This window comes from Rhodanobacter sp. FW106-PBR-R2A-2-24 (genome assembly GCF_058789615.1).
Genome location: NZ_JBYTBV010000002.1, coordinates 955,709 through 968,951, shown reverse-complemented (window position 1 = coordinate 968,951; position 13,243 = coordinate 955,709). Strand labels below are relative to the sequence as shown.

Genomic DNA, 13,243 nt, shown 5'->3' with positions numbered 1-13,243 from the left:
CGCGGCACTCCCAAGTGCATGGCACGGTTCGTTGAGACAGCCCGCGGCGCGCTTTTTAGCCAGTTCGTTGTCAAACGATAGGGCGCGTCAGGCGGCCGGCGTCACAAAGTCATCCCGCATCCGGAAAGCGGCGGAGGAGCCGCTCTCGACGAGCATGTCGAGCACATACAGGATGGCTTCGCGCAGGGCCAGATCGCGCTTGAGTTCCAGCGGCCTTGTGTAAACATGCCGCTGGAGAAGAACTTCAAGCATGAAGACGGTGTTGGACTCGCGCAGCATGTCGGCAGGATTTCCACGTCTGAGCGCGTTCGCGACGCGCACAAATGCGGCGGGCATAGAACGCTCGCCGATGTGGTAGAGGAAGCGGACGTAGCTGTCCAGAACGATCCAGACCGGCGGCAGCGCGTCGAAGAGCGCGTCGATGTTGTGAGCGTGGCCTTCCAGGCTCCGCCAGTGACGGATGTTATCCTTCCACCACAAAGTCAGGAAGATCGCCGAAAGTACTTCGCTGCCGTGCGGGTGTTCCCTGTCAAGATGCGCAAGCCACTTGGCGCGCTTGATTCTCTCCGCAAACAGGTCCCACAGGAACCAGTAATGCTGAGTATTGGGACTGCTGTCCTCGCTGCTGGTGAAACCCTGGATGACGCTGTGGACTTCGCGTGGATGCCGGTCAACCACATCGAGGATGGGCTGGAGGACTTGTTCGGCATCGGCATCTGACGCGCGCATCACAAATCGCTGAATGAGGTCGGATATCGCCTGCTCCCCGTGAAAGTCCCGGTCGCGCCGGTCGGGAGAACGGCTGTGGTCGCGGTTCCAGCAGTTGACGAGGTCTTCACTGGCGCGCCTATGCGCGGCCACGGCCAGAGGCTCGTTGGGCACCTGGCCGAGAATCGCGAGAACCTTCGCGTGCGCCTCGGCTCCGAATACCTCAGTGATATCGAACCTGATGTGCGCATCTTCGGCGATTGCCCCGTCGGTCCAGAACCGCCGGCGAATGTCTGCGGCCGTGGCGGAAGCGATCGTGTCCGGCGCGCGCCGCTTGTCGTAACGCTTCTTCTTCTCGGCGTTCCAGTCGTGATCGGCAAGCGCGGCTTCCGTCGCCATGGCGTTGGCGGAGCGAAGGGCAAGAGCGGAGTTCACCGCCCAAAACTTCTCGTCAATGCCATAGGTAGCGTACCAACGGACCTCGTTGATCGGATGGGTCAGCGCGGCGATAAGGGCTTGTCGTACGCGCGATGTCTGGGCTTCCGTCAGGGGATTGAGCAGGAGTCGCGGCACGACGAAAGCACACGGACGATCCGCGAGCATTGAGAACCGTTGCAGACGATCGATGGATCCCCATTGGTCTGCGTGCCTGAAGATCTCGGAGCAGATGACATCGATACACCAGTCTTTCTCTTCTGGCGACATCTCCTTCCAGTGATCGCGGACGCAGACGGCGGCGACGAAGCCAGGAGTGTTGTGGCTGTTGTCCGGATTTTCAGAGGCGCGGTCCATGCCCTGCGCACTTTCGAGCTTCTCGCGCCACTGGGCAGCGTCAGCAGAGCCGGAGTCGCGCTGGAAGATCTGGAGTCCCCAATTGTAGACACCTAGCCGGGCATTCATTTCGCCAAGCATCTTTGTGCTCTCGTCAATCAGTTGCCGCACTTCTGGAGCCGGAGGCTTGGGTTCGAGGCGGATGTAATTCTTCGAATGCTCCTCGCTGTCCGTCGCCGATGTCTCGTCCGCTGCGGGCTGGGTATCGGCCAAGTCGTACTGGCGGAAGTCCATCCGATGAAGGACGATCTGCCAGGAGAGTTCCGACCTGTTGCGCTTGTCCGGCGCAGGAAGTGCGGCGATGTAGCGGTCGATGACGGCGTGAACCCGCGGGGCCAGAGGACCGAGTTGCAAGTTTGCGATGGCCGATTCAAGATCCTGCCGACGGTGCGGCAGCGCATTCGACTTCTTACGCTCCTCTTCGTAGATCTTTTTTTCCACGCGCATGGTCGGGAATAATCCCGTGAGGCTCGAGGTCCGGCGCTCGTCGTTCATTCGACTTCGATCTAGCTCGACATAGTCCCGCACCGACAACAGCACGAGAAGAGCTTCGCCTGACCGATGAGGATTCGCGGCCGCCACACTTGCGACGACGGCTGCGAGCGAGGCGGAATCGCTACGCTGCAGGATTTCGAGTAATACCGCATCGAGTCCCTCGGGATGGGATTTGGCGTAGTCGAGCAGCCATTTCTCGAATGCCATCAGCAGCGACTGGAGCACATAGGGTCCGACGGCCATGCCGCGGTACAGGCCCCAGAGGCGGGGGTTCACCCACTGCTTCCGCGTCGTCTCATTCGCGAACGTCAGCTCGACTTCCCAAGCGGGTTCGAGGCGGTCGCCAAGACGCGGATGCGCGTACCACTCGGCACTGTGATTGAAGACCTGGATCAGGAACTCAAGACCCTTTCTCGGGTGGTGCGTGAGCAGGCTGATCCACGGCCCGCGGAAAGCACTGGCAGGGAAGAATTCCTGACGCAGGTGTTCCTTGATACCGAAGTAAAGGTCAACGTCGATGGATGAACGGAGGTAGGATTCCTCGCGCAGATACTCTTCCGTGGCGAGGAATGTATCCAGTGCAACAGAGATCAAAATGTCCGGCAGGTCGCGGGCAGCAGGTGCGCCGTCGAGACCCGCAAGAAGGATGTCGCGGAATTCCTCGGCAACGGGATCGCGCTGGCGTCCCTCCCTGATCTTCCCGCGCAGAACAGCTTCGAAGCGCACCGGATCGGCTTTCGGGAGCTTCGCAATGACCTTGAGAACGCGTTTGCGCGCATCGCCACCCCTGTAGTGGTCGAAGCTCGGAAGAAGCCAATAGGCAATGCCGGCGACATGTTCGGCTCCGTCGATGTCCGGTGCCCACCAGCTGATGCCGCGCACGGCATCCTCGATCAATGCGAGAAGCAGCGGTGCGTCTTGCGGTTCAAAGCTTTCAATGTTGCGGTGGACCAGTTTTACCACGGTTGCCCAGACTGCGCCGTCAGGCACGCTAAGGATCGAACTGTGGCCGCGCACGTCGGCAAGCCAGGCGGGCGACGTCACACAGGCAACGCGCAGGAGGTGGATGACCCGCTTGAGGATTGCGCGGTCATTGGCGAGCAGCTTGGCCTCGTGCCGCATTAGGAATTCGGAGGCAGACGGTGCCTTTAGCAGCGACACCAGCGTGTCGTCGCGGAATTGAGCGGGCACATCGGCCTGCGCGATGGCCGCGCTGAACAACCGGTCCGCAGCGGGCGCGTCACGGTCGACCAGTTCGGCAACCCACTTCCGGTAAGAGCGGCGTACTGCGGGATACGGGCCGATCGCGGAGGACAACGCTTTGAACGCAGTCTCATCCGCGAGGTGCTGTTCCTCGATCCACTGGAGGATGGCCCAGTCCTCAAGCACGTCGTGCGCCGTCGCGACGAGCAGAGGGTTGCTGTCCGGCGAAACAATGAGGGAATCCTGTTTCAGGAGGGCGATGGCTGCAGCATTGAGTCCGGTAGCGGGCACGTAGTCCGAAAGGGCACGCGCCCTGCGCACCGCCAGCTCCTGCAAGGCCTCTTCGCGCAGACGCGGCATGCCGTTGGTCGGACTGTGGTCCGCGCAAACGATCTGTCGCCAGAAGATGGCCCGGAAATCACGCTCGTTCTCTGGAAGCGGACGTCCCGCGTCCCAGGGAATCTGAAGTGCCTTGTCGATGAAGTACGGGTTGCGCAGGATCTCGCGCAGGGCCGGATTACCCAGCGGGACCGCCAGCGAAGGAAACGCCGTCTGGATCTCCTGCAATTCGGAGTCGTCGAGCGGCGGAACCTCGATAACTGCGTGGTCAATTCCCGCAGGCCGGAGGAAGCTGGCTTGCACCTGCTCCACGGAATAGTCGCGGCAGGTCATGACGATGCCGAGGCCGTTGTCGCCCTGGGCGAGCGTCATCAGATCACTGAAGGCGTCGCGCGTTGGCTTTTCAAGCAGACGTTCGACGCTCTCTATGACGAGCACCTTGCGACCCTGCGCGCCGAGAATGGCCTGAAGCTCTGTGGCGCGCGTCGGAATCTGACTGTTGTGGAGCGTTTCGTCGATGTGGGCGACGGCGAATTCCTCAACCCGGAACCCGAAGGCGAAGAATTCGCGGGAGAGAAAGGACACCGCTTCCTTACCAATGACGGACTTGCCGGTGCCGGCCGGACCCGTGATCAGGACGACCTGCTTCGCCTCGATGGCTGACAGCACCTTCTGGACGATGGCGGCGCGCCGCAGGTGGAAGGCGGGCCCAATTGTCGTGCGGATCTTCCGCAGCACGAACTCGGTGTGGTTCTTCAGAGCGGTCAGTACGCGCTGCTCGTACGCGCCCACCTCGTCGTAGGCCTGAACAAGGGCGCCTGGAAGGTCGGCGCGCTTCAGGCTGCGCGCGGCCGGTCCGGCCTCGCTGGCGAAGGTTAGCAGAGCGTCCCACGCGGCGGTCGCGCTCGCTATGGGATCTGGATCGGTTGACTTGAGGGCGAGAAGCGTCTTGATGTGCGCTTCGGTTTGTCGCGTGGTGGTGTGGAGGTCGAGGCTGAGGACATGGAGCACGCGCAGAAAGGGCCAAAGGTCCTTCGCCGTGACGGGGGTTCCTTCCAATGCGCTCACGATCTCGCAGAGCTCGGTACACTGATGAACGGACTTCTTCGAAACAAAGCCGCTCAGCAAGAGCCGCCGCTGGAACTCTTCGCTATCCGCCGCACCCCTGGCGCAGTCGAGCAGTCCAACGAAATCCTTGAGGAGCGTGCCCGTGCCGCGTAGCGTGACGAGGATAAGGCGATCGCGCTGGGGATTGAAAGGGTCGGCCTTCTTGAAATCTTTCCAGAAATCGCTGATGGCCTTTTTGCATTCATCGTCGGCAGCACTGATTGTAAAGCTTCGCTTTACCTGCCCGACGAGCCGCGCAGCCGTAACGCCTGCGCGCGCGCAGACGACCAGGAAGTCGTCCGTATTGAAGCCAAAATGCTCGGTCTGGAAATGGACATCGGTAACGCCGGTATTGGTCAAGATCGGCGGGATGCTGCGGACGAGCAGCTGCGCCAGCCAGTACGCCGCGACGTGTTGTTCGAAGAAAACGCCCTCGCCGCCCGTGGAGATCGGGCTTGAAACTCGGTTCTTGCCTGGGCCATCCATGCGATCCACCTCATAGCCTCACTGTTTCCAGGGTAGAGGGTAAGCGCTCAAGCCTAGCTCGCTATGACGTTCCCGCGCGAATGATGACACGCTCTGCTTCCTGTGGATTGGCGTAGATCACCTGCTGCTCCAGCGTGCGGAGCCCTTGGTCCTGGTATCGTGGATGGGTCAAAGGGGATGGGATCGAACCGCCGACACGGGGATTTCCAGGGGACGCGCTTGACGCAATTAGTCGCTGTATCCCTGCGAAGAAGTCCAGAGATGCGACACTCCTGAGACCTATCCTCCGCCTGATTCCCATCGGTTTTGGGGCCACGCCTGCGGATGCGATCCGTCGAGCTGGGGAGCACTTATCCGAGCTGGGGAACGGGGAGGGAACCACAGGGGGCCACAAACAAAAAAGCCCACCGGGTCTGGTGGGCTAAATCGTTGATTTACATGGTGGCCGGGGACGGAATCGAACCGCCGACACGGGGATTTTCAATCCCCTGCTCTACCAACTGAGCTACCCGGCCGGGTGTGGGACGATCAAACGCTGGCGCGTGGCGTGCGGTTGATGCGTGAGCCGCGCATTAGACCGGATGTGCCTGGCTTCGTCAAGGCTGCCGGTCAGGCTGCCGATCCGGCGGGGGGCTGAAGCCGGCGGCTTTGTCGAAGTCGCCGCCGAACAGGAATTTCTCCATCTGCTCGGTGAGGTACCGGCGCGATTTGGCTTCCAGCGGGTTCAGCCGGTATTCGTTGATGAGGGTGGTCTGGTGGGCCAGCCACTCCTGCCAGGCCTTGACCGAAATCTCGTGATAGATGCGCTGGCCCAGCGTGCCAGGCCAGGGGACGTAGTCGAAGCCCGGGGCGTCGATGCCGAGCTTGGCGCAGTGGACGGTACGGCTCATGGGGATTCCGGTGCGGCGGGCAGGGCGCGCAGTGTGCGTGGCGCCTCAGGGCGCGTCGTTGATCTTGAACAGGAGTTGGCGCACCGGGGCGGGCAGGCCCAGCGTGGCCCGCTCGCCGGATGTGCACCAGCGCAGGCCGGGATTATCGCCGACGCTGCTGGTGGCTGTCGCGCCATCGAACAGCAGCGGTTCGATGGCCAGGCGGTAGTGGCTGAAGACGTGGGTGAACGGGGCGAGCGGCTGGGCGTCGTCGATGCGCGCGAGCTGACGCGCAAGACGCCAGGCCGCGTCGATGTCGGTGGCTTCGGGCAGGCTCCACAGACCGCTCCAGACGCCTTGCGGGCCGCGTCGTTCCAGCAGCACGCGGCCGTGCGCGTCGCGCAGCAGCAGCATGATGGTGGCGCGGCTGGGCAGGGTCTTGCCGGGCTTGCGGGTGGGCAGCTCGGCGGTGCGGTCGTCGCGGCGGGCGACGCAGTGTTCCGCCAGCGGGCAGGCCGCACAACGCGGCCGGGCGCGGGTGCAGACGGTGGCGCCCAGATCCATGATGGCCTGGGTGTAGTCGGCCACGCGCGCGGCAGGGGTGTGCGCGTCGGCGTGCTGCCAGAGCTGTTTCTCCACCGCGCTTGCGCCGGGGTGGCCGTGGATGCCGTGCCAGCGTGCCAGCACGCGCTTGACGTTGCCGTCCAGGATGGGAAAACGCAGGCCGTGCGCCTGGGCAAGGATGGCGCCGGCGGTGGAGCGGCCGATGCCGGGCAGGGCGGCGAGCGCGTCGAAGTCGCGCGGCAGTTCGCCGCCGTGCCGTTCGACGCAGAGCTGCGCGGCGCGGTGCAGGAAGCGTGCGCGGCGGTAGTAGCCAAGCCCCGACCACAGTGCGAGCACCTGGTCCTCGGGCGCGGCGGCCAGCGCGCGCAGGTCGGGCAGCGCGGCGACGAAGCGCTCGAAATAGCCGGTGACGGTGGCAACCTGGGTCTGCTGCAGCATGATTTCGGAGAGCCACACGCGGTAGGCGTCGCGCCGGCCGTCGGCCAGCGCTTGCTGCCACGGCAGGTCGTGGCGGCCGTGGTGGTCGAACCAGGCCAGCAGGGTGGCGGCGAAGGGGTTCACTTTGCCGTGGCGGGTGGAGCCGTGCTGCTGGCCACCGCTGGCACATCGTCGCCGGCATGGACGCTGAGGCCTTCGACGTGCAGGCCGCTGAGCTGCAGCTTGGCGATCTCCACGCTGCCGCTGCCGGGGGGCAGCCTGGGCAGCGGGTCGGTGGCGCCGGCGGACTGATGGCCGGCTGGCGCGGCGAGCTCGTTCCACCAGTGGGCCAGCGCCAGCGGTGGCAGGCGCAGGTCGGCGTGGTTGCCGGGGCCGTCGAGCTGGAGATGCAGCAGCAGCGGGTCGGATTGGTTGGCTGGGCTGAGCGCCACTCGCACGATGTAGTTGCCGGCATCGGCGTGGTCGAGCTTGCCGCCGAGTTTTACCGTGGCATTGGCGCCGCCGCGCCAGCTGGCATCGCCTTCGAGCGTCAGCGTGGCGCTGCTGCCTTGCGACAGGTGCAGTTGGATGTTGTCCACCCGCAGGGCCTGGTCTTGCAGGCGTGGCGTGGCGGACAGGCGCAATCGCAGCGGGGCGCCCGCGGCTGTGCTGGCCGAGGCTTCGAGCGGGAAAGGCTGTCCGGGCGCCAAGGTGCCGGCGGTGAGGCTCACGTTGTCGAGCAGCAGGCGGTCGCCGTGCACCACGCTGCCGTGTTCGACCCGGATGCCGGCATCGATGCGTGGGATCGTGGGTGCGAGATTTTCCGCGCGCGGCGGCAGGGCGGCGAGCCAATCCTGCAGGGCGTCCAGATCCACCCGGGGCGCGTCCACTTCCATCCGCGCGATGGCGGTGGGGCCGCCCAGCAAGGTGCGCCACGGCAGCACCAGCCGGCCGTGCGAGGCCAGCAGGATGGGGCGGCTGGCGCCCTTGGCGTTGAGCGTGATGCCGGAGAGTTCCAGCGCGGGGCGCGGGAACAGGGTCGGGCTGGCGGGGCTGTCGAGGTTGAGTGCGAGGCCGACGTCCTGCGCCTGTTGCTGCAGCAGAGTGGTGAAGCGATCCGGCTGCAACAGCAGATACACAGCGACGAAGGCGGCCAGCAGCGCGGCAAGCGCCAGCATGCCCGCCACGATCAGCCAGCGGCGCGCCCCGTGCAGCATGTCAGGCCTGCTCAGCCATGGGCGGGCAGCAGGCCGTCGACGAAGGCCGCGGCGTCGAACTCACGCAGGTCGGTGGCGCTTTCGCCCAGTCCCACGTAGCGGATCGGCAGGCCGAACTCGCGTGCCAGTGCGAACACCACGCCGCCCTTGGCGGTGCCGTCGAGCTTGGTCACCACCAGGCCGGTGACGCCGACGATCTGGCGGAACTGGCGTACCTGGCTGACCGCGTTCTGGCCGGTGGTGCCGTCGATCACCATCAGCACTTCGTGCGGCGCGTCGGCATCGAGCTTTTTCAGCACGCGGGCGATCTTGCCCAGCTCGTCCATCAGCCCGCCCTGGGTGTGCAGGCGGCCAGCGGTGTCGGCGATCAGCACGTCGGCGCCGCGCGAGCGCGCGGCCTGCAGCGCGTCGAAGATCACGCTGGCGGCATCGGCGTCCTGGCCTTGCGAGATCACCGGCACGGCGTTGCGCTCGCCCCAGGTCTTGAGTTGTTCGACCGCGGCGGCGCGGAAGGTGTCGCCGGCGGCCAGCATCACGCTCTTGCCCTCGTCGCGCCAGCGGCGGGCGAGCTTGCCGATCGTGGTGGTCTTGCCAGCGCCGTTGATGCCGACAGTGAGCACCACGAAGGGTTGGCGGCCAGCGACTTCCAGCGCGCGTTGCACCGGCTGCAGCAGCGCGATCAACGCTTCGCGCAGCGCGTTGCGCAGGGCGTCGGCGCTGCTGAACTCGCGCTTGTGCATGCGCTTGCGCAGATCCTCCACCAGCGCGGTACTGGCTTCCACGCCGACGTCGGCGGTGATGAGGGTGGTTTCCAGCTCGTCCAGCAACTCGTCGTCGAGCTTGGGGTTGCGGCTGAACAGCGAGCCCAGGCCGCGACCCAGTGCGCTGCCGGCGAGGCGCTCGCGCCAGCCGAGTTTGGCCGGGGCGGTGGCGGCGGCGACTTCGACCGGCGCGGGCGGAGCGGGCGCCGCTGCCGCTTCCTGCGGCGCGTCGGCGACCGGCGCCTCGGGCGGCTGTGCCGGGGGCGGGGTGTCGGCGGGCTTTTTCTTCCAGAACGTGAGCATTGCGCGGGCGCATCGGGGACAATGGGCGGCATGCTAACACCGACACCCGTACCGGCCGCTGAGCCGTGGCCAGCCTCGTGAATGCGCGTGCCGGGCGTATCCGCATCATCGGCGGCAGTCTGCGCAATTCGCGCCTTGAAGTGCCCGGGCTGGCCGGCCTTCGCCCCACGCCCGAGCGCGTGCGCGAAACCCTGTTCAACTGGCTGGCGCCAGCGATCAACGGTGCGCGCGTGCTCGACCTGTGCGCGGGCACCGGCGCGCTGGGCATCGAAGCGCTGTCGCGCGGCGCGGCTTCGGCCTGTTTCGTGGAGCCGGAACCGCGTGCGGCGCAGGCCTTGCGCGACAATCTCGCCCGGCTGAAAGTGAGTTGCGGCGAGGTGGCTGTGAGCACGGCGCAGGTCTTCCTGCGCACCGCGCCGCGTCCGTTCGATCTGGTGTTGCTCGATCCGCCCTTTGCGCTCGATGCGTGGGCGGCGCTGGCCGATGCGCTGGAAGCCGGTGGCTGGCTGGCCGCGCGGGCCTGGGTTTACGCGGAATCGCCGCGTGATGTGGTGCCGGTGCTGCCAATGCGCTGGGCGCTGCACCGCGAGGGGCAGGCGGGCGAAGTGCGTTACGCGCTTTATCGGCGCGCAGGTGTCGAATCGGGCGGCGTTGCCTTGACAGGCTGTTGAGAAACAGCCTGATAGGGCGATCCATGGATGGATCGCACGCCGGGCAAGCACGCAAATGCTTGATCGGCGGAGCAGCGTCCGGACATGCGCCGGACGCGGCGAGTTGAGAAAGTGCAGGAAAGCACTTTCTCAACACCCTGCTAAGCTAAGGCTTGTTTCCGCCGCCCTCCGTGCCCGTGAATCCTCCCGCCGCCAATCCGCGCCTGGCCGTGTATCCGGGCACTTTCGATCCCATCACCAACGGCCACGCCGACCTGGTGTCGCGCGCCGCGCCGTTGTTCGAGCGGGTGGTGGTGGCGGTGGCCGAGAGCCCGAACAAGGGCAAGGGGCCGGGTTTCAGCCTGCATGAGCGCATTGCGCTGGCGCGCCTGGCGCTGGCCGATCTATCCAATGTGGAGGTGCGCGGCTTCGACTGCCTGCTGGCCAATTTCGTCGATCAGATCGGCGCTGGCGTCATCATCCGCGGCCTGCGGGCAGTGTCGGATTTCGAATACGAGTTCCAGCTCGCCAGCATGAACCGGCATCTGATTCCGCAGGCCGAGACCTTGTTTCTTACCCCGGCCGAACAGTACAGCTTCATCTCTTCCTCGCTGGTGCGCGAGATCGGCCGCCTTGGTGGCGATATCTCCGGCTTCGTGCATCCGGCGGTGCAGCAGGCCATGCGTCAGCGCTGGCACAAGGGCCGCAGCGGCCTCCCCACGCAACCCGAAACCGAAGGTGACCACCATGCGTAAGTTCGTTCTCATCGCCGCCGTCGCGCTGGCTACCGGCCTCGCCCTGGGCGGCTGCTCCAAGCAGGCCGACGACCAGGATCAGGCCGCTGCCGCACAGCAGGCCAAGGCAGTCGCCAAGCCCGCCGATGTCAACGACGCCAAGGCCTGGCAGGCCTACCTCGGCCCGCTGGTGCAGAAAAACCTGCAAGGCATGGCGGCGCAGCAGCCCTACGTGTACTTCATCACGCCGGGCCAGAGCGACGACGACAAGGCGCAGAACGACCGCCAGCTGCAGAACGTGCAGGACACCGTGGCGCGCGGCGTGACCCCGGGCAACCTGCTGGCCTTTGCCGGCCCGGTGTCGGCCACCACGGCCGATCTCGTCGTGGCCGCGTTCAAGGACGTGCAGGCCGGCACCTTCAAGGGCTCCATCGTGCTGTTCATCGGCGACCAGGCCGACCAGCAGCGCGTAGCCGACGCGATCAAGCCCTCCGGCGCGGAATTCCGCTTCGTGGCGATGTGAGGAATGCGGGGACGGTGCGGCGCCGCCGCCCGTCCCCCTGTCGTCATGTCGTTAGTGATCCTCGACACCTGCGTCAACTGCGACGTCTGTGAGCCGGCGTGCCCCAATCAGGCGATCTCGCTGGGCAAAGAGTTTTACGTGATCGACCCGGCGCGCTGCACCGAATGCGTGGGGCACCACGACGAGCCGCAGTGCGTCGTCGTGTGCCCGGTCGAATGCATCGTGCTCGATCCGGGCAACCCCGAATCGCGCGAAAAACTGGAACGCAAATACCGCCAGCTCACCGGACTGGAGTCCGCCGGATGAAGTTCTCCCTGCGCGTGCCGACCCTGCTGCTGGCCTTGCTGTTGGCCGGCAGCGCGTTCGCTGCCGCCGATGCGCCGGCGCTTGCGGCGACCACGCAGCGTCCCGGCCACGCCGGCATCGCCAGTGCCAGCGGCTATGCCACTGACGCTGGTTTCGCGGTGCTGCACGAAGGCGGCAACGCCTTCGACGCGGCCGTGGCGGTGGCCGCCACCCTGTCGGTGGTGGAGCCGCAAAGCTCGGGCCTGGGTGGCGGCTTCATGGCGACGCTGCACATCGCCAAGACCGGCAAGGACGTGTTCATCGACGCGCGCGAAACCGCGCCGATGGCGGTGAACCCCAAGGATTACCTCAATCCCGACGGCACGCCGAACCGTGACGCGGCGCTGAAAGGCCCGCTGTCCGCCGGCATTCCCGGCGAGCCGGCCGGGTTGGTGCTGCTGGCACGGCGTTACGGCAAGTTGCCGCTGGCCAAGTCGCTGGCGCCGGCCATCCGCATCGCACGCGAAGGCTTCAAGCCCGATCCGCGCCTGCTGCACGCGATTGCCGGGGAACAGAAGAACCTCGAGCGCTGGCCCGCCTCCGCCGCCAAGTACCTGCCGGGTGGCAAGCCGCCGGCAGTGGGCGCGATCTGGCGCGATCCGGAACAGGCGCGCGCCTGGGAGCTGATCGCCGAGCAGGGCGACGCCGGCTTCTATCACGGTGAGACGGCGCAGAAGCTGGTGGACGCGGTACGCGCCGCCGGCGGCAACTGGACGCTGGCCGACCTGGCTAACTACCGCGCCAAGGAACGCACGCCGATCGTCGTCGACTACCAGGGTTACCGGATCGTCACCGCGCCGCCACCATCCTCGGGCGGCGTGGCGATCGCCGAGATCCTCGACATCCTGCGGCCCTACGACCTGGGCAAGATGGATGAGGCGCACCGCGTCCACTACATCGTCGAGGCGATGCGCCGCGCGTTCCGCGACCACAACGACTATCTCGGCGACCCCGACTTCGTGTCGATGCCGCTCGCGATGCTGCTGTCGCCGTACTACGCCGACGGCCTGCGCCAGGGCATCCTGGCCGACCAGGCCACGCCGTCCTCCATGCTTCCGCACGGGCCGGCGCACGATCCGGGCATGCATACCACGCATTTCTCGATCATCGATGCGGACGGCAACATGGTGGGCATCACCTCCACCGTGAACTACATCCTGGGCTCCACCTTCGTCGCCCAGGGCACCGGGGTGCTGCTCAACGACGAGATGGACGACTTCGCGCTGGTGCCGAACCAGCCCAACGTCTACGGCCTGCTCGGCAGCAAGGCGAACGCGCCGAAGGGTGGCAAGCGCATGCTCTCCTCGATGTCGCCCAGCCTCGTGCTGGGCAAGCATCGCAGCGCGGTGATCGGCTCGCCCGGCGGCTCCACCATCATCACCCAGGTGCTCGAAGGCATCCTGCATTTCATCGACGGCGACAGCGCGCAGCAGATCGTTGCCGCCAAGCGCTTCCATCACCAGTTCCTGCCCGACGTAGTGGACGTGGAGGACGGCGTGTTCGACGCCGCCACCAGCACGGAGCTGCAAAAGATGGGCTACACGCTGAAGCCGCGCGGGCCATGGGGCTTCATGAACGTGGTCACCTGGAACCACCAGACCAACACGCTGGATGCGGCCAGCGATCCGCGCCATCACGATGGCCTGGGCAAGGTGGAGTAGGGCATGGGACGCTTCGCGCTACCAGGCAAT

The 13,243-nt window shown here is 65.9% G+C and carries 10 protein-coding genes and 1 tRNA gene; 5 read left to right on the top strand and 6 right to left on the bottom strand.

Annotated elements, in window-relative coordinates; translation table 11 throughout:
* Nucleotides 1–87: 87 nt before the first annotated feature.
* The 6 genes from AC3WQA_RS05715 to ftsY all read right to left on the bottom strand — a co-directional run bounded on the left by AC3WQA_RS05715 (nt 88) and on the right by ftsY (nt 9,300).
* Nucleotides 88–5,169 carry a hypothetical protein gene (locus tag AC3WQA_RS05715; RefSeq protein WP_492674110.1) on the bottom strand — a complete coding sequence of 1,694 codons (5,082 nt, stop codon included), beginning with the start codon at nt 5,167–5,169 and terminating at the stop codon, nt 88–90.
* Nucleotides 5,170–5,608: 439 nt separating this feature from the next.
* Nucleotides 5,609–5,684: transfer RNA gene (locus AC3WQA_RS05710), tRNA-Phe, on the bottom strand.
* A gap of 81 nt (nt 5,685–5,765) precedes the next feature.
* Nucleotides 5,766–6,059 (bottom strand): oxidative damage protection protein, encoded by a 294-nt coding sequence (locus AC3WQA_RS05705; protein WP_492674109.1) that lies wholly within the window; start codon nt 6,057–6,059, stop codon nt 5,766–5,768.
* A gap of 45 nt (nt 6,060–6,104) precedes the next feature.
* Nucleotides 6,105–7,163 carry an A/G-specific adenine glycosylase gene (gene mutY, locus AC3WQA_RS05700; RefSeq protein WP_492674108.1) on the bottom strand — a complete coding sequence of 353 codons (1,059 nt, stop codon included), beginning with the start codon at nt 7,161–7,163 and terminating at the stop codon, nt 6,105–6,107.
* Nucleotides 7,160–8,236, bottom strand: a complete 1,077-nt coding sequence (locus AC3WQA_RS05695; RefSeq protein ID WP_492674107.1) for an AsmA family protein — start codon at nt 8,234–8,236, stop codon at nt 7,160–7,162. Before AC3WQA_RS05695 ends, mutY begins: the two co-directional genes overlap by 4 nt.
* An 11-nt stretch (nt 8,237–8,247) precedes the next feature.
* Nucleotides 8,248–9,300, bottom strand: coding sequence for a signal recognition particle-docking protein FtsY (gene ftsY / locus AC3WQA_RS05690; RefSeq protein ID WP_492674106.1), 1,053 nt, complete (start codon nt 9,298–9,300; stop codon nt 8,248–8,250).
* A gap of 65 nt (nt 9,301–9,365) precedes the next feature.
* On the opposite strand from ftsY, the gene rsmD reads away from it, so the two are divergent.
* The 5 genes from rsmD (at nt 9,366) to ggt (ending at nt 13,213) form a co-directional block, all read left to right on the top strand.
* On the top strand, nt 9,366–9,971 hold the full coding sequence (gene rsmD, locus AC3WQA_RS05685; RefSeq protein ID WP_492674105.1) for a 16S rRNA (guanine(966)-N(2))-methyltransferase RsmD: 606 nt from the start codon (nt 9,366–9,368) through the stop codon (nt 9,969–9,971).
* Nucleotides 9,972–10,147: 176 nt separating this feature from the next.
* Nucleotides 10,148–10,705 carry a pantetheine-phosphate adenylyltransferase gene (coaD, locus tag AC3WQA_RS05680; RefSeq protein ID WP_492676326.1) on the top strand — a complete coding sequence of 186 codons (558 nt, stop codon included), beginning with the start codon at nt 10,148–10,150 and terminating at the stop codon, nt 10,703–10,705.
* Nucleotides 10,698–11,207: a hypothetical protein gene (locus tag AC3WQA_RS05675; RefSeq protein WP_492674104.1), complete on the top strand. Its 510-nt coding sequence runs from the start codon at nt 10,698–10,700 to the stop codon at nt 11,205–11,207. Before coaD ends, AC3WQA_RS05675 begins: the two co-directional genes overlap by 8 nt.
* A gap of 45 nt (nt 11,208–11,252) precedes the next feature.
* Nucleotides 11,253–11,513, top strand: coding sequence for a YfhL family 4Fe-4S dicluster ferredoxin (locus AC3WQA_RS05670; RefSeq protein WP_492674103.1), 261 nt, complete (start codon nt 11,253–11,255; stop codon nt 11,511–11,513).
* Nucleotides 11,510–13,213 (top strand): gamma-glutamyltransferase, encoded by a 1,704-nt coding sequence (ggt, locus tag AC3WQA_RS05665; RefSeq protein WP_492674102.1) that lies wholly within the window; start codon nt 11,510–11,512, stop codon nt 13,211–13,213. The genes AC3WQA_RS05670 and ggt overlap by 4 nt, the downstream gene beginning before the upstream one ends.
* The last annotated feature ends 30 nt before the right edge of the window (nt 13,214–13,243 follow it).